This is a genomic window from Pedobacter nyackensis (genome assembly GCF_032678475.1).
Lineage (GTDB): Bacteria > Bacteroidota > Bacteroidia > Sphingobacteriales > Sphingobacteriaceae > Pedobacter > Pedobacter nyackensis_A.
The window spans coordinates 498,931-521,579 of record NZ_JAVTSF010000002.1 but is presented as its reverse complement, the minus strand read 5'-3'; the positions used below and the strand labels follow the sequence as shown (position 1 = coordinate 521,579).

The window sequence follows — 22,649 nt, the reverse complement described above, 5'->3', positions numbered from 1 at the left end:
CATACTCCCGGGATTTGACTATATTTTGTGTAAAAAAGCGCTTAGTTTGATTCCTCGTTTTGCATAGGGGGGGCTTTGGGTATTTCAGCCTTTTTCTCTTTGCTTTGTACTGGTTCAGCCTCACTCGGAAGTTTGGCTGGGGCAGCCGTTTTCGTGGAAGTCTGCTTTGAAGCTTGTTTCAGACCTTGTTGGGGTTTTCTGTAGTCGGTAAAAAGGTAAGCTTTAGAATCGCCCTGTTTATAATTTTTCTCTTTTTCACTGCTTTGTGGGGGAACCTCAGTTTTCTTTGGACCATATTTTAATCCTGGTACCCTGTCTTCTTTAATTTGCTGTGCCGTTGCCGGCTCTTTTTCCTGAGCTTTTGCTGCAAATACAAACAGGGTATTGAGGAGGATAAGGCCCAGGCCGTTTTTAAATGTACTTTTCATCTGTATATGTTTATTTGATACTTACCAATACTTTTATTTTGCTGATGCCTTGTCCATTGTATGGTTCAAGGGCTTTACCCAGTACCTGGCCGATTTTAACTTTATCAGGGTCGGCCTTCATGGCTACGCCCGGAGTAGATGAGGTAACCAGCATATCTCCACGACCAATGGCACCACCTTCAAGGCATACTTTGGTAGGTATTACACCAATAACGCCCATCGGGGCTTTGCCACTAAGGTCTGCATCCATATGTTCTTCTGTTAATAGTACCCCTGGTTTTGTGGCGTAAACGCCTGCGACAAGGGTAGAGTAGGCTCCTGTTGATTTTTCTACCATGCGGTCCGCATCGGTAGAAATAACCAATACATCGCCCGGTTCATAAGCGGAGATATGTCCGCTTACATCGAATGCCTCGGCAACATCCGCGCCACTAGTTTGCGTACCACCATTGAAAAAGCCACGCCCGGCTTTGTTGATGCGGGCTACATTAGCTCCTACGTTCTTGAATTCGGCTACATTGCCTGAAGCGCCATGATGATCTACCATTAATGAGGTTCCGGTGCCATCGGTCTGCGCGATCAAAGCCGGACGGGGGCTGGCCGCATTTGAATTATAAAACAAGCCAGCTGTGCCGCCGGTTCCATTTGAACGGCCATAAACACCCGCGGTGCCAAAATTGGAGAAAATGGAATTTACAATGCCCACCACACCTGCGGATGTACCTTGCGTATTGTCTACGATGAATTCTCCGGCGTTACCATTACCTATGGTTTTAGCAGTCACGACAGGATTGTCATTGTCCTCGTTGTAATGCTCAAACCTGGCTGCACGGCCCAGAGAGAAAGAGGGTACCCAGGCATAAATGGCATTTCCTGTTCCATCGATATTGGTTTCCACACCATTGCCATTTTTGCCTGCATTAGCAGTAAACGCGTTACCATTACCATCAGTAAGTGCCACCAGGGAAGCACCATTGCCGGCAGGATTGGAGGCATAGAAAAGTCCTGCCCGACCGCCAGTTCCGGACGAAACCCCAAACACACCGGCTGCGCCGAAATTACCGAAAATGGTATTCACTTCGGCTCTCACAGCTGCACCTACACTGTTTGAATTGTTAACCAGGAAAGATGCCGCGTTACCCTGCGTATTGTCGGGTATGTTACCATTACCATTTGTTTCCACTTCGAGTACATTGCCGGTGGTGTTGGTCTGGTTAATGTTTTCGAATCTGCCCGCGCGGCCGGTACTGTTGCTGATCCCTACCTGTCCCAGTACTCCAATGCCCGTACCTGTTGTATTGTTGCTGATGAAGCCACGCACGCCATATCCTCCGCCGTCGTTGCGGCCTACTACCGCACCTGCAATATCGCTTGTGGTAAGTCCGACAACAGCTTCTCCCGCACCACTGTTGCGGCCAATTACTCCGGCAGAAGTTTGTACTGCAGTAGATGCGTCTATACCGCTTCCGCCCGTACTGCTGGTGAATATACCCGCACCATTCCCAGTGCTGGTAACGCTAATAACGTTGCCATTACCCACCGTTCTGGCACTTAAAACGACATTGTGGTTGGCATTGTTGGAGATACTCATTGCCGCAGCAATACCGTTTGTACTTGTTGCTTGCAAACCCGTCCCGGAATTGCTATTCGCATACACCCCATATCCATTTGCTGTTGAATTGCCGTATACGCCAAGGCCATTGGGGGTAGTGCCATAAACACCCCAGCCTGAACCGGCGTGGCTGCCCCATACGCCAATACCTAAACCTCCGGTACCATTGTTGATGCCCCTTACACCAGAAGAAAAGCCTCCGGGCGCTGTACTGGTTACGATACCTCTTACAGCTGTAATGCTGGAGGTTGTAGTGGAATTGGTGCCTTCTAAAGATGTGCCATCGCCATTGTTTTGAAGGGAGAACAGGGTAGTAGCATTATTTTCACTTGAAAAATAGGGAATGGTAAAACCGCCACCGGCAGCACTTGGTGCCCATGATGTACCATCGAACCGAAGTACTTGTCCGGCAATTGGTGCGGTTGTAGCCACAGGAGTATTCTGAATTTTCGCGACTTTAGGGTCGGGGTATGTCCCACTAAGGTCACCTCCCGCAGAGCCTGTCAGTGTACCATCTGCCCCCGCCGGTCCTGCAGGGCCAACAGGTCCGATTGCTCCAGCTGGTCCTTCAGGTCCCACTGGTCCGATTGGTCCTGGAATACCTGCAGGACCTTGCGTTCCTGTGGCGCCTACAACACCCTGGGGACCTTGTGCCCCTGCGGGCCCCACAGGACCTGTAGGGCCTACGGGGCCGATTGCTCCAACTGCTCCTTCGGGGCCAGTCGGACCGATTGGTCCGGGAGCACCTGCTGGGCCTTGCGTTCCTGTGGCGCCTACAATACCCTGAGGCCCTTGAGGCCCTGCCGGGCCCACGGGACCTGCAGGGCCTACGGATCCGATTGCTCCAGCTGCTCCTTCCGGACCAATGGGTCCGATTGGCCCTGGAACACCTGCTGGTCCTTGTGTTCCTGTGGCGCCTACAACACCCTGGGGCCCTTGGGCTCCTGCCGGGCCCACCGGACCTTCAGGTCCCACTGGTCCGATTGGTCCTGGAATACCTGCTGGTCCTTGCGCTCCTATGGCACCTACAGCACCTTGTGGACCTACGGGCCCGATTTCTCCAACTGCTCCAACTGGTCCTGTAGCACCTACAACACCCTGCGGGCCTTGAGCACCTGCGGGACCTACTGGTCCTACCGGTCCAACAGCACCTGTAATCCCTTGTGCCCCTGTGGGACCTACAGGGCCGGCTGGCCCCGTAGGCCCAGGGTTTCCTGATGCCGCGTATAGTGCAAAAGGAACACTCATTAACTGTGTAGCGCCCAATGTAGTGTAGCTGCCATTCCCAATTGCCATTTCAATTTTTGCATATTGGTTTGCATTTTGCCATGGAATAGCTGCAAAAGTTCCTGTTGCAGCTTTTCCTTTACCAATCTGTAAAGTAAAAAGTCCAAGCGCATTGGTGTTGGTAGAATGTTCTTCCATATATTGTACAGGTCCGTTAGCTGAACCACCGAGTACTGAAACTTTTACTTTAACAGACTGGTTAGACAGTACGGTGCCATTCGTGTTTCTGGCAACTCCCTGATAATTAATTCCGGTAAAGCTACTTTGTGCCGACGCGTTACGGACGGCAAAAAGCGCAATTAGGAAAATGAATGCCACAAATTTTTTCATGTGATTTTGTTTAATTTGGATGAATAAGGATTATTTTTTTTGTAGCCTGCTCAACATCGGGGCATAGCTTAAAGTTAACTTCATGGTATTGCGCATAACATAGCGTTCGGCGCTTGGAAAGACATAACTGATATCAACTCGTATGGGATTGGCATTAAAGCCTATGCCAGCTGCAAAATGCTGCCGGTTACCTTTTTCAGGATCTTCATAGAAGTAACCTGCCCGGATAAACAATTGATCGTAGTAAGAAAATTCTAACCCTCCGGCAATACTAAATTCCGACATTTCCTCTTTGAATCCGCCTGGGGCATCAAAGAGTGAGGTAATTAGAGAATTTGCCACACTCCTGTCTGGATCTTTTCCTTTTTCAATTGTTGTGGTCGGATTTCCATCCTGATCAAGCCGGTACTGGGGAGGAGTAGGAACCATCAGTTTATTTACATCCAGCAATAGAGTTAGCCGGTTTTCGGGTGTAGCAAATAGCGAATAACCTGCCCCAATCCGCAGGTTCATAGGCATAAAAGTGGTTTTTACCTCATTATATTTCAATTTGGTGCCTATATTGCTTAAAGCTAGTCCCCAACCGAAACGTTTTCCGTATTTTCCGCTTTGAAATTCTTTGTCGGAATATAAAGAAATGTCGACTGCAAAGGCATCGGTACGTTTTAAAAGTAAACTGTTGTATGTACCCGATCCAATATCGCTTTGGAAATAACGTCCGGTTAAAGCCATGCCAAAATATTCACCAAATTTCCGGGCATAACTAATGTCGATCGCAAATTCATTGGCGTTGTATTGTTCCAGTAATTCACCGGATTCATTGCGAAAGTTTATTGCACCCAGGTCGAGGTACTTTAACGCTATGCCAAGTGCTTCGCGGTTGTTCAGATGTCTGTAAGCGCTGATGTACCCCAGATGCGAATCTTTGGTCAGTTCTCTCATCCATGGTGTATAGGATACACTGATCCCCATCTTTTCGCCGAACAAAGATTTCGCTGCATTGATAAACAAGGAGTTGGCATCGGTAGGAAGTCCGGTTCCAGCTTCTGCAACACCAGCATTCCGTGCATCAGGACTAAGCAGGAGAAAACCTGCCCCTGCATTGACTATCCGGTTATTCTGTTGTGCAAAACTAAAAAGGCAGCAAAAGATCATACAGGCCGTATACCATACAGCAAGATAAATCGTCTTTTTCATAGGCTTTACTGAATGACTAGTTTTTCTGAATACTGCTTAAATGCAGCCTTAACTACAACATAATAAAGACCTGAGGAAAGCCCGGATATATTTAATGGATATTTTACCTTGCCTGCAAGCAGTTTAACTGTAAAATTTCTTATAGTTTGTCCTGCATTGTTTACCAGCTGCATGTTTACAACTCCGTCTTTCAACAGGTCGAATTCAATATTGGTTGAACCTGTTGCAGGATTGGGATAGACAATAAAGCCGTTTACAAAGTTAATTTCAGGATTAGATTCATTACCAGCGATTTCTGGTTGTTGAAACCCCTGCGTGAGAAGGAGAGGAGGGCTTTCTACCGGGCTCACCAGTACGTCTCCAATCGTATACTGAACAATGGTGTTGTTAATTTGCGCTGTACCTCCGCCACTGGCTACCACAGACCGCTGAAGTTGAGGTTGCTGGGCAATGGCCGTTGTTCCGGAAGCTAACGCAAAACAAATAGGGATGATTGTTTTCATACGTTAAGATTGTTAAATAGAATAGTTTAAAATATTTGAGATATATAAAATAAGCGAATAAAAAACAGCGAAATTTGATTTCATCAGCTATACTGCAGAGAGGAGTAGGAATTTGAAACTGAACAATCCGGTGTTGGGTGAAGGAATTGATGTTCACGGTCTTTAGAGATATTTTATAACAAAAGAACATTTTATTATCATGGTAACAAAAAAACATTTCCTGCTTGTCAAAAGTATATAGAAAATGTTTTTTGAGTTAACGATTGTTCATCAGAGTTTTAGATTAAGGATAAAAGTCTTTTGTTCATTATCATCTTCTTTACCTTCAGAACCGATTCGGTTAATGCGAGTTTGGCGAAGATGCTACTCAGTAAGTCTACAAAATGATCATGGGAGCAGATGGATTGTCTGCAAATTTGCGATCTTTGATTACTGATCAGAAAACAGAATTAAGAGTTTCTTACGACGAAATCAAAGCATTGAGAAATCAACTGTATAATTAAAATTGACTAAATTTTTGGGGCAGTCTAATGTTAAACAGCTTTTTGTTTTCTAGGAAAATTATTATTTTACCCGCTTATGGTATTGTTGAAACTGCGAATAATTGAAATGACATTTTGTCCAGGGGAAACGTTGATTATACGTTTTGAACCACTTGAAGGAGCGAAACCTAAATATCTGGCCGGTCAGTTTTTAACACTGGTGTTTAATGTTCTTGGAAAGGAGCTGAGACGCTCTTATTCCCTTTGTAGTTCACCGGATGTGGAGGAACCATTGGCTATTGCCATTAAAAGGGTAGAGAATGGGGAGATCTCGAGGTTGTTGCACCATAAAACAGCTGTTGGCGATATCCTGACGGGTGTTGAACCTAATGGTCGTTTTAATTATGAACCAGAATCCCAAATTAAACGTACGGTATTTTTATTCGGTGCTGGGGTTGGCATTACACCATTGTTTTCGATTGTTAAAACAGCACTTATCCGGGAGCAGAATAGTAAGATTGTCCTCATTTACAGCAACCGATCGGCCGCACAAACTTTGTTTTATGCTGAATTGAATGAATTACAGGGGCAATACCCTGATCGGTTTAAAATCGTTTATATTTTTAGTCAGTCGCAGAACCTTTTAATGGCCCGGTTAAATGGTCCGCTCATAGAACGTTTGGTAAAAGAAAACCTGGAGTTCGATAAAGCAGATACTTTGCTGTATACCTGTGGTCCGGTTGATTACATGGATGTATGTCGCATTACTTTACTCAATTTAGGTTTTGATCAAAATCAGATTAAAAGAGAAACCTTTGTGTTGCCCGAAGATGAGATAGATGAGGATGATGAAACGGAAAAACAGGCCAGGCATACCAACACCTATACGGTAATATTAAATTTTAAGAACAATATTTACGAGATTGCTGTTCCTTACAACAAGACAATATTAGATGTGGCACTGGAAAATAAAATCAGTTTACCCTATAGTTGTCATGCCGGTATATGTAGTACGTGCACCGCCAATTGTATTAAGGGCGGAGTAGAGATGGATTATAACGAGGTGTTGATGGATAATGAGATTGCTGCGGGAAGAGTATTGGTTTGTACCGGACATCCTACTGAAGATGGGACTACATTAGTCTGGTAGGTAGTAACAACGCAAATGTAATTTTTGGTTTTGCGCCGTTATTTTGATAAAATTTTTAGCAATTTTGCAGTGTAGAGAGCTGCAATCTTAAACTTATAGATTCAGTATCTTTTTTTTAATATATATGAGCAAAAATACTGTTGACCTAGGCGAGCAAAAGGATGTAGAAGTGTATGGTGCCAGGGTGCATAACCTTAAAAATATTGATATTTCCTTTCCAAGGAATAAGTTGGTAGTTATTACTGGTTTAAGTGGTAGTGGTAAGTCGTCACTGGCTTTTGATACCATTTATGCTGAGGGACAACGTCGGTATATGGAAACCTTTAGTGCTTACTCGCGACAGTTTATGGGGGGGATGGAAAGACCCGACGTAGATAAAGTGTCAGGGTTGAGTCCGGTTATTGCTATCGAACAGAAAACTACCAGTAAAAATCCACGGTCAACAGTAGGTACCATTACCGAGATTTATGATTTTATGCGTTTGCTGTATGCACGTACCGCAGATGCTTATTCGTATAATACCGGCGAAAAGATGGAGCGCATGAGTGAAGACCAGATTCTTGAAAACATTTTTAAGAAGTTTGGCAACATGCCTGTAAATATTCTTGCTCCTGTAGTAAAAGGACGTAAAGGACATTATCGGGAGTTGTTTGAGCAGATCCGGAAGCAAGGCTATGTAAAAGTTCGTATAGATGGAGATATCCAGGATATTACGGCAAAAATGCAGGTCGACCGCTACAAGATTCATGATATAGAGATTGTCGTAGATCGCTTGATTGTAGATCGCACAGATGTAAAACGTTTACAAGACTCTTTACAAACAGCTATGCGTTTGGGTAAGGGTATTATTAAGATTAGTGATAAGGATAACAACGTGGCTCATTTTAGCCGCTTTTTAATGTGTCCTACTACGGGTATTTCTTATGATGAACCGCAGCCAAATAGCTTTTCTTTCAACTCACCGTATGGTGCATGTGAAAATTGCGATGGTTTGGGGTATATTTTTGTGGTAGATAAAGAGTCCGTAATGCCAAATCCTAAGTTGAGTATTATGAGCGGCGGACTGGCACCGCTAGGTGAATACCGCGATATATGGATGTTCCAGGTGTTAAAAGCCCTGGCTAAAAAATATAATTTCTCTTTGTCCACTCCAATTGAAAAATTGGGTGATGACATCATCAATATCATTTTAAATGGTTCTCATGAGTTGCTTTCGGTGGCGGTTGAGTACAATAAATGGAATGTTCAAAACTATCAGATCACTTTTGACGGCATCATTAAGCTCTTGGAAGAGCAACAGGAACGAAAAGGTGAAGGTGCGGTGGATGATATGGAGAGTTTCCGTAAGCTGAAAACCTGTCCGGTTTGTAATGGGGCTCGTTTAAAGAAAGAGAGTCTGAATTTTAAAATTGACGGCAAGAATATTTTTGAACTTGCTGAAATGGATATCAGTACAGTTAAAGGCTGGTATGTAGGATTGGAGGATAGATTAAGTGAACGTCAAAATACCATTGCTAAGGAAATTTTAAAAGAAATCCGTTCTCGACTTGGTTTTTTAAGTGATGTAGGATTAAATTATTTGTCGTTGGACCGTACTGCACGTACGCTTTCGGGTGGTGAGGCACAGCGGATCAGGTTGGCTACTCAGATCGGATCACAACTGATGAATGTGATGTATATCCTGGATGAGCCGAGTATAGGACTTCACCAGCGGGACAACGAGCGTTTGATTGGTGCTTTGAAAAATCTGAGAGACCTTGGAAATACGGTGCTGGTGGTTGAGCATGATAAGGACATGATCCTGGAAGCTGACCATGTAATTGATGTTGGTCCGGCTGCGGGTGTGCATGGTGGACAAATTGTGGCACAAGGTACTCCGGCGGATATATTGAATTCGGATACACTTACTGCGGCTTATTTAAATGGTAAAAAAGGAATTGAAGTTCCAAAAAAACGCAGAAAGGGTACGGGACATAAGCTTTCCATTATTAAAGCTAGTGGACACAATCTAAAGGATGTGTCTGTGGATTTTCCTTTAGGGAAATTTATAGCAGTAACCGGTGTGTCGGGCAGTGGTAAATCAAGTTTAATCACTGAAACCTTATATCCTATATTAAATCATCATTTTTTTAGAGCCAAGAAACATCCTTTGCCTTACGAAAAGATTAATGGCTTAAAAGAAATAGATAAAGTAATCGAGATAGATCAGGCACCTATTGGTCGTACACCGAGGTCTAATCCATCTACCTATACAGGTGTTTTTTCTGATATCAGGAATTTGTATGTTCAACTGCCTGAGGCGAAAATACGAGGTTATAAACCGGGCCGTTTCTCATTTAATGTAAAAGGTGGTCGTTGCGAAACCTGTCAGGGTGGCGGTATGAAGGTCATTGAGATGAACTTTTTGCCAGATGTGCAGGTGCCTTGTGAAGAGTGTCATGGTAAACGCTATAACCGCGAAACGCTGGAAGTTCGTTACAGAGGTAAATCCATCAGTGATGTATTGGATATGAGTATTGAAGAGGCTTGTGACTTTTTTGAAAACATGCCTTCGATATACAGAAAGATCAAAACCTTGAAAGATGTTGGTTTAGGATATATCACGCTTGGTCAATCTTCGACTACTTTATCAGGCGGTGAAGCTCAGCGTGTTAAGCTGGCTACAGAACTTTCGAAAAAAGATACAGGGAAGACATTTTATATTTTAGATGAGCCTACAACTGGCCTGCATTTTGAGGACATAAATGTATTGCTAGGTGTGCTTAATGAACTGGTAGAGCGTGGTAATACAGTGCTGGTTATTGAGCATAACCTGGATGTGGTAAAAGTTGCCGATTGGATAATAGACCTGGGCGAGGAAGGTGGCGCAGGAGGGGGACGAATCCTCTTTGAAGGTACGCCTGAAGGCTTAATCCAAAATCCAATTAGCTTAACTGGCAAATTCCTTAAAAAAGAAATGGGCCTGTAAACATAAATTGTTATGGCAGTGTTTTTAAGCGATTTTCTGCCTGATTCTGATGCTTCCAGCAAATTGCAGGTTGTTGATGAGGGATTAGATAAGTTAGGTGCAGGAACGGAAAGCTCTCCTTATAAATTAATTGAGTCGACGGACATAAACGTTATATTAAAGCCACGAAAGCCTTTTTCTCATAAAGGGACTTATGGACATGCGCTTATTATTGCCGGAGATGTGAAAACTATGGGCGCTGCATTGTTATGTGCAAGTGGTTGTGTATATGGTGGTTCGGGTTTAACAACGGTGTCTATCCCCGAAACAGGGCTAACTGCTTTAAACACAGTGCTGCCCGAAGCTATGTATCTGGAAAGAAGTCATCTGATTAATATTAAATCTTTAAAGAAATACAATGCCATAGCCATAGGTCCGGGCTTGGGTAAGCTATTTGAAGCGGCAAGTATTGTTGAGGAGCTGGTGGTTATGAAAGTGCCCATTGTTGCAGATGCAGATGCTTTAAATATCTTATCTAAACGGCAGGATCTGCTTTTACATCTGGCAAAAAATTCTATACTTACACCTCATTGCAAGGAGTTTGATACCTTGTTTGGTAAGCATAAGAATTGGTGGGATCGCCTGCAAACAGCCCGAAGTATGGCCAAGAAGCTGGGCTCGGTAATTGTATTGAAAAATCAGTATACTTTTATTATTGATCAGGAAGGCGATGTGTTCATCAATCCATCAGGTAACGCTGCTATGTCGCAGGGAGGGATGGGTGACGTATTGGCCGGCTTGATTGCTGCCTATGTTGCGCATGGTTATAGCGCCAAAGCCGCAGCTATCCTAGGGTGTTACTTTCATGGAAAAGCTGGTGATGAACTGGCTTTAAACCATTATAATATAACAGCTTCGCAGCTTGCAGTGCAGATTCCTGTAACTGTTAAAGGGTTTTTAAATAGAAATATTAGATAGAAACACCACCCATTACAATCATTTGATCCATGGTTGGTGCAACGCTTCCCCCTCGTTTTTCGAGTGTAACGGCAAAAGCCTGAGCACCGGTAATTTCTTTCATGTTGAGCAGGACGTGGTTTGTGTCTGGTTTCATATCAAACACGCCCAGATCTACAGGTTTGCCATTAACTAAGGCCCATAGCTGGTATTGATGTTCCTGATCATTAGGTGGGAGCTGCATTTTTGAGTTGTCGACCATTACATGCTGTCCACTTACATGCCAGTAAACAACCATTTTGGCCTTAGGATCCATTTTTGTTCCGGCAAGTTTTACCCTCTTCCAATCTGGATCATCGGCCATATCAGCAATTTTTTGTAGTTCTGTTTTGCTTTCTTCCAGATAGCTTGCTTTCGAAGCGAATTTTTGTTTATCCAGATTTAAAGCAATAATCTGGTTCTTGGCTTCATCAAGTTCGTTTCGCGAAGTAAATAAGGCGACTAGAGTCATTGCTAACAATGCAATGCAGGCAACAAGTGCAATGCGGAGGGTTTTTATTTTCGCCTCATAAGCATGTAGCGGTACTATCGGTATTTCATTTACAGGTTTATCTGCTGGGATTTCTGCTCTTGCTTCCAGTGCTGCTGGTTTTGTTACCGGTGTATTTATTTGAGGTGATTGATTGGAAATCTGGTTAATGATTTTGTTTTTCAATCCGTCTGAAGGTTGGATAGCCTTTGATATAGCATATTTTTCCAAAGCAATTTCAATAGCCTCAATTTCCTGTTTTACTTCAGGATATTTTGCTGCCATTGCAAGAACTTCACGTTGCTGTTCTTTAGTTAACAGTCCTGCAACGTACTCTTCAAGTATGCCTGTTTCAATATATGCTCTTCCTTCTTCCACCTTAATTAAACTTCTTTCTTAACTCCATAATTGCCATTCGGATCCTGGTTTTTACAGTCCCCAAGGGCAAACTTAACTCCTCCGCAGCCTCTACATGTGTATATCCCTTAAAATACACCAAATCAAGTACAACAAAAAAATCTGGTTTCAGATCAGTTACCATGTCCTTTATTCCTAGTGTATCCGCATTGAAAGTAACTTCTTTTTGTGCGTCTATAAAATCTACGTTATTTTCTATGTCCTGGTTTTTCCCCGCGTTTCTGAAATCTTTAGATCGTAATTTGTCGATGGCTAAATTACGCGCTATGTTGAGCATCCAGGTAAATAATCGACCTTTTTCAGGATCGTAGCTCTCTGCAGCGTTCCATACTTTTATGAAAGTTTCCTGCAAGAGATCTTCTGCAATTTCAGTTTGCGGAATAATTCGGGAGATTACCCCCATTAATGCCCCTGAATACATATCATACAGGGCATGCATCACCTGGGTGTCTTGGCTTTTTATCGCAACAACCAGCTGATCTTCAGATAGGGATATTTTATTTGTAGGTGTCAATTGTTTACTAATATACAGAAACAACAACAAGAACAAAGAGATATTTGTTTTTTCTAAATGGGGTCGAACTAATTAAAAATCAAACAGATGTTTTTCTGCATGATATGAAGAGCGTACAAGCGGTCCGCTTTCTACATACCTCAACCCTTTAGCTAATCCAATTTCTTTGTATTTAGCAAATTGATCAGGGTGAATCCAGTCTACCACAGGATGATGGTTTCTGGTGGGTTGCAGGTATTGCCCTAAGGTTAGAATGTGTACACCATTTGCAACGAGGTCGTCCATAGCCTCTAAAACATCTTCTTCAGTTTCGCCAAGTCCAAGCATAATACCTGTTTTTGTTCTTAAACCGAATTCTGAAATACGTTTTAGCGCTTCCAGACTCCTGTCATATTTAGCCTGGATACGTACTTGTTTCGTTAAACGTTTTACCGTTTCCACGTTGTGTGACATTACTTCAGGGCGTTCTTCCAAAACGCGGTACAAGTTGTCCCACTGACCTTTGAAGTCAGGGATTAAGGTTTCTAAAGTTGTCTGAGGACTTTCTCTTCTGATTGCCTGCAAAGTTTCAGCCCATATAATTGAACCTCCGTCTTTAAGGTCATCTCTATCAACCGATGTGATTACGCAATGTTTTACCTGCATTAACTTAACCGAATTTGCAACGCGGTTAGGTTCATCGGTATCTACAGCCAATGGTCGTCCAGTTGCCACTGCACAAAATGAGCAGGAACGGGTACAAATGTTACCAAGAATCATGAAGGTTGCAGTACCTGCTCCCCAACATTCGCCCATATTCGGGCAATTGCCGCTTTCGCAGATGGTATGCAGCTTATGGGTATCTACCAAACTGCGTACTTGTGCATACTCTTTACCAACAGGAAGCTTTACTCTAAGCCAATCTGGTTTACGTTGTACTGGGTTTTCTGAAACAACCGGAAGTGCGATCATGCCACAAAGTTAAGCAATAGGTTTGAATTGTTATAAAGGCGTCTGTCGATTACATGTTATATTTTTTTATCTTGGGAGAATTTTAACCGCTAAACCAAATATTGTGCGTAGAACACTCTCGGTACTTTTCTGTTTCTTTTGTTTACAGTTGACCGCCCAAAAAAAGAATGAAGCTTACCAATTAAATATTCGTAAAGCGTCATCACCTGTAAAGATAGATGGCGTAGCTGATGAGCAGGCCTGGGCCGATGCTGATGTTGCTACTGATTTTTTCATGGTGCTGCCAATGGATACGAGCTATGCTAAGGTGCGTACAGATGTGCGGATGACTTATGACGCACAAAATATCTATATGCTGGTGGTGAATTACAACGGTATGCCCGGTCCATATATGGTGGAATCGCTACGCCGCGATTTCTCTTTTTTGAAAAATGATAACTTTTTGATGTTTATGGATCCCTTTGATGACCAGACCAACGGTTTCTCTTTTGGCGCTAATGCGGCTGGCGCGCAATGGGATGGCCTGATGTATGACGGAGGTAAGGTCGATTTAAGCTGGGATAATAAATGGCATTCGGTTGTTAAAAATTATCCTGATAAATGGGTTTTTGAAGCGGTAATTCCTTTTAAAAGTATCCGGTACAAAAAGGGGATTTCGCGTTGGGGCATTAACTTTGGGCGTAATGATTTAAAAACCACAGAGAAAAGTAGCTGGGCTCCTGTACCCAGACAATTTCCTTCGGCTTCACTTGCTTATACCGGTGTATTGGTTTGGGATGTGCCACCTCCAGACCCTGGGACTACGGTTTCATTGATCCCTTATGTACTTGGGGGTATTAATAAAGATTATCAGAATGGTACTCCGACTAAGTGGCGCAGGGATGTTGGACTGGATGCTAAAGTTGCGGTTACTTCCTCATTAAATCTTGATCTTACGGTAAATCCTGATTTTTCACAGGTGGATGTGGATAAGCAGGTGACTAACCTGGATCGCTTTGAACTTTTCTTTCCGGAACGGCGACAATTCTTCCTTGAAAATGGGGACCAGTTTAGCAATTTCGGTTATGCAGGGATTCGTCCTTTTTTTTCTCGTCGGATAGGTTTAGGAGTACCAATTCAGTTTGGGGCACGTTTAAGTGGTAAGCTCAATAAAGACTGGCGTCTGGGTGTGATGAATATGCAAACTGAAAAGCAGCATTCTACTTCATTGCCTGCACAGAATTTTACAGTAGCTGCATTACAACGCAGGGTGTTTGCCCGTTCTAATGTCGGCTTCCTGTTGATCAATAAGGAATCGCTTAATTATGATCCTGGTCAGGTGGCATCCGGGACGCCAACTTATTCCCGTTACAACCGTAATTTCGGGATGGAGTACAATTTGGCTTCCGCCAATAATTTTTGGACCGGTAAGGCAATTATGCTGAAATCTTTTAGTCCGGGTAAAACGGGTAAGGATTGGACGCACGCAGCCAATTTGCAGTATACCAGTAGGGAATGGAACATTAGCTGGCAGCAGGAGTATGTTGGTAAAAACTATACAGCCGAGGTAGGTTATGTACCACGACAGGGGTATGTTAAATTTGCACCACAGATTACCCGTCTTTTCTTCCCTAAACATGGACCTTTGTTGAGTCATGGGCCACAAATAACTTCCACTAACTTCTTTGATGAGCAGATGAACCGTACCGATAATGAGTTAATGGCGTCTTATGGTTTGGTTTTTCGTAGTAGAAATACACTGAATGTATGGGGTTCGGGTACTTATATTAAGTTGCTAGAGCCATTTAATCCATTGAATAGCGGGACGGATAGCTTAGCTAGAGGGACCGAGCACAATTGGAGCACTGTAGGTGTAGATTATGTATCCAAACCGCAGAGTTTGTTTACCTATACTTTAAGTGCCCGTTATGGGGGGTATTATGCAGATGGTAAAAGACTGACTTTAGGCGGTGAATTTGGTTATCGTTTTCAGCCTTATGTGAGTTTGGCCATGAGTGCGAATTACAATAAATTAAAACTGCAACAACCCTGGGGAAATAATGATTTTTGGCTGGTAGGGCCAAGGTTGGATGTAACGATGACGAATACCCTGTTTTTTACCGGGTTTGCACAATATAATGAACAGCGCAAGAATGTGAACCTGAATACCAGGTTTCAGTGGCGTTATCGTCCGGCTTCAGACTTGTTTATTGTTTATACTGATAATTATCTGCCTGAGCCTTTCTCTGTGAAAAACAGAGCGCTGGTACTTAAGCTGGTGTACTGGCTAAATATTTAAGTAAAAGAGGTTTTATCATCAATTCAATCGTTATTTTGAATTAATGATAAAACCTCTTTTAAACTAAGCAGAAACGAAGATTTTATTTCTTTGTAAATTTCATTACAGCAATATCATCCTGTAATAAGGTAAGGGTGTTGCCTTCGATGCTGTAAGCTGTTACTTTTTTCAGCATGTCCATAAACCTTTGTTCTCCTTCACCTTCACAATGTCTCATTGTAATTGCGATAGGTTGGGAAACGGTCATTTTGTTTCCATTAACTTCAAGCTTTGTGCTAAATCCATTACAGCTGGAATTGCCACTTACTTCTTTAAATGGGGCTTTAAAATTAAGGCTGGGTTTAGTGTCCGGGTATAAACCATTAAAGGCAATTCTTACTCCTGTAATGTAGTTTAGTTCCCAGTTGCCAGTTAATTTCTCGCTGGATTGACCCTTCTTCATCGTATTGCAGGCTGTTAAGGTACTTATAGCGATAAGGATAAGTGTGATGATTTTTTTCATGGTATTTGATCTTGTTTTTATTTAAAGTTAGTTAATTCTAAATGGAATTTATCAGCGAAAAAATATGCTTGTTTAGCGCTGTAATGTTTAATTTTACGTCATGAGCACTTCAAAAATAACTTACAACGGTGGTTTAAGAACCACATCGATACATGAGCGTTCCGGCAAGGAAATTATTACCGATGCGCCTGTTGACAATAAAGGTAAAGGTGAGGCTTTCTCACCAACTGATTTATTAGCTACTTCATTAGGGAATTGTATGCTTACCATTGTTGGTATTGCCGCTAATGAGCATGGCTTTAACATTGATGGTACTACTTGTGACATCACAAAGATTATGGCTGAAAATCCTAGAAGAGTTGCAGAGATTGTAGTTAACTTCCAATTTCCGGCAAATAACTATTCAGATAAAGACAAAAAGATTATTGAACGTTCAGCTAATACCTGTCCTGTGATGTATAGTTTACACCCGGATATTCAGAAAACAGTAACTTTTAATTATTAATCACCTCAGCTACTTCTTCAGCTGAAATGTCACTATGTGAAGCATCTAATATACAATCGCCGTTTTTAATCAATAAGATTTGCGGCGATTCATGATGTACCTGAAAAGTTTCGGCTACCTGCGCAGAAATGTCGCGGTAGCTGATTAAGTCCAAAAAGTATAAAGAAGTGTCTTCAGGCAAGACAGACCAGTCCATTTCGAAACGTTTTTTTGCCATTAAGCTAACAGAGCAGCGTGTGCTGTGTTTGAATATCAAGCTATAGCCTTCTTGTTGTTGTATCTGATTGATCTGTGCCAGATCGGTAATGTTTGTCCACTGCATATTTACGAAATTATCCCGCCCTATCCTCTTCTTCTTTTGCCTTCGGGATACGAACTGTATGCCGGGCAGATTTTATTAGAACAGGCTTCCAGGACAGTTATTGCAAAAAACACGCCAAGCAATAGTATTGCAACTCTTTTCATCTTTATTGGGTTTCTTTAATGAAATATTTGTACTAATCTACAGATTTTAACAAAAGAATCAAAGTTTGTTATACTGTTGCAGCTAGCTCTGCCATTTTTAAAGCAGTAATGGCAGCTTCATCTCCCTTGTTGCCGTGTTTACCACCAGCTCTGTCAATCGCCTGTTGCTGATCATTGGTAGTCAATACACCAAATATTACTGGTTTTGCATGTTTAATGCCTACCTGAGTAATGCCATTGGCTACGGCATCACAAATAAAGTCAAAGTGTTTCGTCTCGCCTTGAATTACACAACCCAAACAGATTACGCCATCCAGATCCTTATGCTTTTGTAAAAGTATTTCAGCTGCAGAGGTTAGTTCAAAGCTGCCTGGTACCGGTACAGAGATAATGTTGTCCGCCAATACACCGTGTTTAAGCAAGGTTTCTAATGCTCCATTGTACAGTGCGCCTGTTACTTCAGCATTCCATTCTGCAACCGCGATTGCAAATTTGAAAGCACTGCCATTAGGGATTGTCGTATGCGAAAAATCGGAAAGGTTTTTTAATTGTGTTGCCATGCTGCAAACTTAGATAAAATTTCAGAAATGAGTTGAAGTTAGGGCATAAAAAAAGGCTAGCTGTAAGCTAACCTTTTTAGTCAAATTTTTAACTCTTTCTATTTAACTTGTACAGATGCGCGTGCAATGTACTCATCAATCATAGTTGCCTCCTGACTTTCAGGATACTGAGTTTTTATTTTTGTATAGGCTTCTTCAGCGCCTTTAAAGTCTTTAAGGTTCTCATAAACCAAACCTAGTTTTTTAAGGAACATAGGAGAAGTGAATTTGTTGCTTGCTTTATCAGCTGCTTTTTTGTAGTAAGTAGCTGCTTGTTTAAAGTCTTTCAACTCACTGTATGCATCACCTAATAAACCAAGTGCTAATGGATCTGCAACCGGGCTTCCTGTTTCAGCATATTTTCCTAAAACTTCAGTAGCTTTTTTATATTCACCTTTACGCAGATAAATACCTCCAAGGTACAGATTAGCAAGGTTTGCTGATTTTGTATTGGCATACTCATCTGCAATTTTCTCTAAACCAGGGTATCCACCTTCACCATTAATCGCTTTGTTAGCCAATGAATCGGCAGCACCGATATATTGTTCTGCCTTGTACATTTTAGCAGATGCTTCTTCAGCCCTGTTTTTAAGATATACATTCTGATACCAGAAGTATATACCAATTAATACTACAATTGCACCTGCAATGAATAAAAGGCTTTTCGAATTCTCTTCTAAAAAAGAGCCCTTTCTTACCGGCTGATTTACTTCTTTTTCTGTTGTAGACATTTTATTTAAAAAAATTAAGGATTGCAAAAATACATTTTTACATCAAAGTATCAACCCTTTTCTAAGTATTTAAACAAAATTAATGAACTGAGCGTTAATTAGAACCGAGGTAAAGGTTAATATTTATAAATGGATGGCTTGTTGGAGCCGAAAAACAAATCATAGAATTAACAAAGCTAAACGGTAACTTTGGCTACTGATACTATGTGGTTAAAAAACATTACCCTTCTTAATTTTAAAAACTATACGGATGCAAATGTTAGTTTTTCGAAAACTGTAAACGCATTTGTAGGCGATAATGGAGCTGGTAAAACTAATTTACTGGATGCTATTCATTATTTATGTCTGTGTAAAGGGTATTTTAATCCTATCGATACGCAGCAGATTAAATCTGGTCATGATCTTTTTATGATCCAGGGTGATTTTGATCGCGATGAAAAAAACGAGAAGATTACCTGCGGGGTAAAACGTAATCAGAAAAAACAATTTAAACGGAATAAAAAAGAATACGATAAGCTGGCCAATCACATTGGTTTATTTCCTTTGGTGATGATTTCTCCCTATGACACCAATATTATTATGGAAGGGAGTGAGGAGCGGAGACGTTTTATGGATAATGTGATCTCGCAAACGGATACTGGTTACCTGGACGAGTTGATCATGTATAACCGCCATCTGTTGAATCGTAACGCCCTTTTTAAACAGATTGCTATCACACGTAGTTATGACCCAACTTTATTGGAAATCTATAATGAACAACTGGTGGCATCAGGGACAAAAATTTATGCCAAGCGTCAGCAGTTTATGGTGGAGTTTATCCCATTGTTCGATAAATATTATCAGTTTTTAACCAATGACAAGGAGCAGGTAACTTTACAGTACCAGAGTCAGCTTCACGACACATCTTTTGAGCAGCTGTTGTTGCAGTCGATAGAAAAAGACAAAATTCTGGAAAGAACGACTACCGGGATTCATAAAGATGACCTGATATTTACCATTTCCGATATGGCTTTGAAAAAGTTTGGCTCCCAAGGGCAGCAGAAATCTTTTTTAATTGCCTTGAAACTGGCGCAATATGCTTATCTTCAGAAATATAAAGGTTTTAAGCCTTTGTTGTTGCTGGATGATATTTTTGATAAACTGGATGACAGCAGAATGCACAAACTGATGGAGATGGTATCGCATCATGATTTTGGGCAGATCTTTATTACAGATACGGGGAGAGAACGTGTGCTGGCTGTATTTAATAAAATTGAGGTGCCGATAACTTTATTTGAGGTAACTAATGGAGCAATAAATCATGCGTAAACCTAATGACATTACACTAAAAGAAGGCATTGGCAAATTGCTGAATGTTTATAAGCTTAAAGGCAAATTTGATGAGACTTCGGTAGTCGCGTTGTGGCCGGACCTGATGGGGAAGGCTATTTCGAACCGGACAAAGCAAATCTATGTTTCACAAAAGAAGTTGTTTTTGAGGATTGAGTCGTCGGTAATAAAGAATGAGCTATTAATGGTAAAAACCGGCATCATTCAAAAAATAAATGAACGTGCCGGTGTTGAAGTGATTACAGATATTGTTTTTCTTTAATTAAAATCTATCCGCCAAATATTTTACTGATTAACCATACGATAAGCGCTAATACCAGTATTACTACGATTACGCCTGTCCAGACTCCAGCTTTAAAGATGCCCTGTATAAGGTCACAACTCATCAGTGTTGTTGAAAGGAAGGCGATGATTGCTAATGGAAAATATTTTTTCGTTGTCATAGGTTCAATGGGTTGATGTAATTAAACAACAATAAACCGCGACAATGGTTTTTATTAGTACTATTTTCCGTTAACTTTTAGTAGTTCGATTTCGAATATAAGTGTGCTGTAAGGAGGGATGTCGGCACCGGCACCACGTTCTCCGTAAGCCAGGTTATAAGGGATAAAGAACTTGTATTTTGAACCTGTCTGCATCAATTGTACACCTTCTGTCCAACCTGCAATAACACCATTTAAAGGTAATGATAGTGGTTCATTTCTGTCGTAGGAACTATCGAACTGTTTGCCATTCAACAGGGTTCCTTTGTAGTTAACCAATACCGTATCGGTAGCTTTAGGTCTGATTCCTGTTCCTCTGTTGATTACCTGGTATTGTATTCCGCTTGCGGTAACCTGTACACCTGTCTGTAATTTGTTTTTTTCTAAAAAGGCTTTGCCTTCGGCAATTGCAGGGGCATATTTTTGTTTGCTTACGTTAGCAAACAATTTACTGATGGCTTCCTGTGATTTTTCTTTAGAGATTAACGGTGTTGCATTTCCAAAGCCATCTTTTAAGCCTTTAATCAGTAATTCGTAGTTTAAGCTGTTTAAACCGTCATTTTTCATGCTGTTGGCCATGGTGTTACCAAAAGCATAACTTGCTGAATCCAATGTCGATTTAAATACAATTGCCGGGGCCACTTTTTTTACTGTAGTGGTTGTTTTTTTAACTGTAGTAGTTTTTTTTGTGGTTTGTGCGTTTAGCGTTAAGGCACAAAAAGGGAGCATTAGTGTAATTACGGTCTTCTTCATTTGTTTTATTTGTTGCGGTTGAAAGGTACAAACTTTATAAAAAAATAAGCACCTTTTTTTGAGGTGCTTATTTTTTATCACCTAGGTTGTCAGATTGATAACCTAGATGAAGGAAGTATTTTAGTGCTTAGAAACGTTCTGCAGCAGTAAAGAAGAAATCACCTTCGATTTGTGCATTCTCGTCAGAATCTGAACCGTGAACAGCATTTGCATCAATTGATTTAGCATATTTCTGACGGATAGTTCCTTCAGCAGCCTCAGCAGGGTTAGTAGCACCGATTAATTTTCTGAAATCTTCGATAGCATTGTCTTTTTCAAGGATCGCAGCAACGATTGGTCCCGAAGACATGAAGCTTACCAGGTCAGCATAAAAAGGACGTTCTTTGTGAACTGCATAAAACTCACCAGCAGTTTCCGGAGTTAGTTTTGTGTATTTTAATGCAATGATTTTGAAACCAGCAGCAGTAATGTCGTTAATGATAGCACCAATATGGCCATTAGCAACTGCATCAGGCTTAATCATGGTAAAAGTTCTGTTTGTACTCATCTTAATTTTTTAATTTTTTGCAAAATTACATTTTATACAGTTAATATTAAAGGGCTGTTTTATTACGTTTAAAATTATAGCTTAAAGCCCTAAATATTATAGGCTTCAATTATCATTAAATTACTAGCTTTGCAGCGAATGTTATGCTATCAATTTCAGAATTAAAATCGTTACTGGCTACGCCACAGAAAATTGTAATTACTACACATCATAAACCAGATGGTGACGCAATGGGTTCATCATTGGGCTTATATGCTTATCTGATCCAGAAAGGACACCATGTGAAAGTGATTACCCCAACCGATTATCCTTACTTTTTGCATTGGTTACCCAATAATGCCGATGTAATTATTTATACCGATGAACAGGAACGTTCGGCAAAGCTGGTTGCAGAAGCGTCAATTGTTTTCTGCCTTGATTTTAATGCTTTAAGCAGGATCAATGAGCTTGGTGAATTAGTTAGGGCATCCGAGGCTTACAAGGTCATGATTGATCACCACCTGGAGCCTGAAGATTTTGATGACTATCGTCATTGGAGTATCAATGCCTGTGCTGCGGCACAATTGGTTTATGATTTTATTGTAAACGAATTAGAGGATGGCGCAATGATGAACAAGGATATTGCGACTTGCTTGTATACTGGTATCATGACAGATTCGGGATCGTTCAGGTTTGAGTCTGCAAATGCTGCGGTTTATCGCATTGCTGCTGATTTAATCGATTTGGGGGCCGAACACTGGAGAATTCATCAACTGGTATACGATAATGCTACTGAAAATCGTTTACGTTTCCTGGGACATTGTCTAAGTGAGAAACTGGAGATACTTAGGGAGTTTAATACCGCTATTATTAAGGTAACAAAAGAAGAGTTACAAAAATATAATATTGTAACCGGTGATACCGAGGGCATTGTAAATTATGCATTGTCAGTAAATGGTGTTAAATTGGCCGCATTTATTATTGAAAGAACTGATAAAGTTAAATTATCTTTGCGCTCCACCGGAGATTTTCCGGCGAACGAAATTTGTAGAAGGTACTTTAATGGAGGTGGACATAGAAACGCTGCCGGAGGGTATTCAGATAAGAATTTAGAAGATACAGTGCTTGATTTTAAAGCGCTTTTAACCGAATATAAAAACCAATTGCTGCGGTAA

General features: G+C 41.3%; 23 protein-coding genes. 8 read left to right on the top strand and 15 right to left on the bottom strand.

Annotated elements, in window-relative coordinates:
- Positions 1–41: 41 nt before the first annotated feature.
- Genes R2Q84_RS09785 through R2Q84_RS09770 form a run of 4 tightly spaced genes read right to left on the bottom strand, consistent with a single transcriptional unit; the run spans position 42 to position 5,357 of the window.
- Positions 42–428: a hypothetical protein gene (locus tag R2Q84_RS09785; protein WP_316816348.1), complete on the bottom strand. Its 387-nt coding sequence runs from the start codon at positions 426–428 to the stop codon at positions 42–44.
- Between the two features lie 10 nt (positions 429–438).
- Entirely contained in the window at positions 439–3,657 is a 3,219-nt protein-coding gene (locus R2Q84_RS09780; protein WP_316816347.1) for a collagen-like protein, read from the bottom strand.
- A gap of 30 nt (positions 3,658–3,687) precedes the next feature.
- Positions 3,688–4,854: a type IX secretion system outer membrane channel protein PorV gene (porV, locus tag R2Q84_RS09775; protein ID WP_316816346.1), complete on the bottom strand. Its 1,167-nt coding sequence runs from the start codon at positions 4,852–4,854 to the stop codon at positions 3,688–3,690.
- 5 nt (positions 4,855–4,859) lie between these two features.
- A complete protein-coding gene (locus R2Q84_RS09770; protein WP_316816345.1) occupies positions 4,860–5,357 on the bottom strand; it encodes a T9SS type A sorting domain-containing protein in 498 nt (165 codons plus the stop codon).
- A gap of 609 nt (positions 5,358–5,966) precedes the next feature.
- Between R2Q84_RS09770 and R2Q84_RS09765 the strand changes: the two genes are divergently transcribed.
- The 3 genes from R2Q84_RS09765 (at position 5,967) to R2Q84_RS09755 (ending at position 10,914) form a co-directional block, all read left to right on the top strand.
- Positions 5,967–6,989 (top strand): ferredoxin--NADP reductase, encoded by a 1,023-nt coding sequence (locus tag R2Q84_RS09765; protein WP_316816344.1) that lies wholly within the window; start codon positions 5,967–5,969, stop codon positions 6,987–6,989.
- 124 nt (positions 6,990–7,113) lie between these two features.
- Positions 7,114–9,957: an excinuclease ABC subunit UvrA gene (gene uvrA / locus R2Q84_RS09760; RefSeq protein ID WP_316816343.1), complete on the top strand. Its 2,844-nt coding sequence runs from the start codon at positions 7,114–7,116 to the stop codon at positions 9,955–9,957.
- A gap of 12 nt (positions 9,958–9,969) precedes the next feature.
- Positions 9,970–10,914, top strand: coding sequence for an NAD(P)H-hydrate dehydratase (locus tag R2Q84_RS09755; protein WP_316816342.1), 945 nt, complete (start codon positions 9,970–9,972; stop codon positions 10,912–10,914).
- Here the strand turns inward: R2Q84_RS09755 and R2Q84_RS09750 are convergent.
- The 3 genes from R2Q84_RS09750 to lipA all read right to left on the bottom strand — a co-directional run bounded on the left by R2Q84_RS09750 (position 10,907) and on the right by lipA (position 13,304).
- Complete coding sequence (locus tag R2Q84_RS09750) at positions 10,907–11,800, bottom strand: anti-sigma factor (RefSeq protein WP_316816341.1); 894 nt, start codon at positions 11,798–11,800, stop codon at positions 10,907–10,909. The two genes, R2Q84_RS09755 and R2Q84_RS09750, sit on opposite strands and share 8 nt — an antisense overlap.
- A gap of 1 nt (position 11,801) precedes the next feature.
- Positions 11,802–12,353, bottom strand: coding sequence for an RNA polymerase sigma factor (locus R2Q84_RS09745; RefSeq protein WP_316816340.1), 552 nt, complete (start codon positions 12,351–12,353; stop codon positions 11,802–11,804).
- Between the two features lie 72 nt (positions 12,354–12,425).
- Positions 12,426–13,304: a lipoyl synthase gene (gene lipA / locus R2Q84_RS09740; RefSeq protein ID WP_316816339.1), complete on the bottom strand. Its 879-nt coding sequence runs from the start codon at positions 13,302–13,304 to the stop codon at positions 12,426–12,428.
- A gap of 103 nt (positions 13,305–13,407) precedes the next feature.
- Here lipA and R2Q84_RS09735 point away from each other — a divergent pair, with 103 nt between their 5' ends.
- A complete protein-coding gene (locus tag R2Q84_RS09735) occupies positions 13,408–15,582 on the top strand; it encodes a DUF5916 domain-containing protein (RefSeq protein WP_316816338.1) in 2,175 nt (724 codons plus the stop codon).
- A gap of 82 nt (positions 15,583–15,664) precedes the next feature.
- Here R2Q84_RS09735 and R2Q84_RS09730 read toward each other — a convergent pair whose 3' ends face one another.
- Positions 15,665–16,084, bottom strand: a complete 420-nt coding sequence (locus R2Q84_RS09730) for an META domain-containing protein (protein ID WP_316816337.1) — start codon at positions 16,082–16,084, stop codon at positions 15,665–15,667.
- A gap of 100 nt (positions 16,085–16,184) precedes the next feature.
- Between R2Q84_RS09730 and R2Q84_RS09725 the strand changes: the two genes are divergently transcribed.
- Positions 16,185–16,589 carry an OsmC family protein gene (locus R2Q84_RS09725; RefSeq protein WP_316816336.1) on the top strand — a complete coding sequence of 135 codons (405 nt, stop codon included), beginning with the start codon at positions 16,185–16,187 and terminating at the stop codon, positions 16,587–16,589.
- Here the strand turns inward: R2Q84_RS09725 and ytxJ are convergent.
- The 4 genes from ytxJ to R2Q84_RS09705 form a co-directional block, all read right to left on the bottom strand.
- Positions 16,579–16,911: a bacillithiol system redox-active protein YtxJ gene (gene ytxJ / locus R2Q84_RS09720; RefSeq protein WP_316816335.1), complete on the bottom strand. Its 333-nt coding sequence runs from the start codon at positions 16,909–16,911 to the stop codon at positions 16,579–16,581. The two genes, R2Q84_RS09725 and ytxJ, sit on opposite strands and share 11 nt — an antisense overlap.
- 20 nt (positions 16,912–16,931) lie before the next feature.
- Positions 16,932–17,054 carry a hypothetical protein gene (locus tag R2Q84_RS09715; RefSeq protein WP_316816334.1) on the bottom strand — a complete coding sequence of 41 codons (123 nt, stop codon included), beginning with the start codon at positions 17,052–17,054 and terminating at the stop codon, positions 16,932–16,934.
- Between the two features lie 68 nt (positions 17,055–17,122).
- A complete protein-coding gene (gene ribH / locus R2Q84_RS09710; protein WP_316816333.1) occupies positions 17,123–17,614 on the bottom strand; it encodes a 6,7-dimethyl-8-ribityllumazine synthase in 492 nt (163 codons plus the stop codon).
- 98 nt (positions 17,615–17,712) lie between these two features.
- Complete coding sequence (locus R2Q84_RS09705; protein WP_316816332.1) at positions 17,713–18,384, bottom strand: tetratricopeptide repeat protein; 672 nt, start codon at positions 18,382–18,384, stop codon at positions 17,713–17,715.
- A 204-nt stretch (positions 18,385–18,588) separates the two neighbouring features.
- Between R2Q84_RS09705 and recF the strand changes: the two genes are divergently transcribed.
- Positions 18,589–19,692 carry a DNA replication/repair protein RecF gene (gene recF / locus R2Q84_RS09700; RefSeq protein WP_316816588.1) on the top strand — a complete coding sequence of 368 codons (1,104 nt, stop codon included), beginning with the start codon at positions 18,589–18,591 and terminating at the stop codon, positions 19,690–19,692.
- Positions 19,685–19,975 (top strand): DUF721 domain-containing protein, encoded by a 291-nt coding sequence (locus tag R2Q84_RS09695; RefSeq protein ID WP_316816331.1) that lies wholly within the window; start codon positions 19,685–19,687, stop codon positions 19,973–19,975. Before recF ends, R2Q84_RS09695 begins: the two co-directional genes overlap by 8 nt.
- A 7-nt stretch (positions 19,976–19,982) precedes the next feature.
- On the opposite strand, the gene R2Q84_RS09690 is transcribed toward R2Q84_RS09695, so the two are convergent.
- The 3 genes from R2Q84_RS09690 to R2Q84_RS09680 form a co-directional block, all read right to left on the bottom strand.
- Positions 19,983–20,156: a hypothetical protein gene (locus R2Q84_RS09690; protein ID WP_316816330.1), complete on the bottom strand. Its 174-nt coding sequence runs from the start codon at positions 20,154–20,156 to the stop codon at positions 19,983–19,985.
- 60 nt (positions 20,157–20,216) lie between these two features.
- On the bottom strand, positions 20,217–20,948 hold the full coding sequence (locus R2Q84_RS09685; protein ID WP_316816329.1) for an FKBP-type peptidyl-prolyl cis-trans isomerase: 732 nt from the start codon (positions 20,946–20,948) through the stop codon (positions 20,217–20,219).
- 127 nt (positions 20,949–21,075) lie between these two features.
- Complete coding sequence (locus tag R2Q84_RS09680) at positions 21,076–21,495, bottom strand: nucleoside-diphosphate kinase (RefSeq protein WP_316816328.1); 420 nt, start codon at positions 21,493–21,495, stop codon at positions 21,076–21,078.
- Positions 21,496–21,638: 143 nt separating this feature from the next.
- On the opposite strand from R2Q84_RS09680, the gene R2Q84_RS09675 reads away from it, so the two are divergent.
- Positions 21,639–22,649 (top strand): DHH family phosphoesterase, encoded by a 1,011-nt coding sequence (locus R2Q84_RS09675; RefSeq protein ID WP_316816327.1) that lies wholly within the window; start codon positions 21,639–21,641, stop codon positions 22,647–22,649.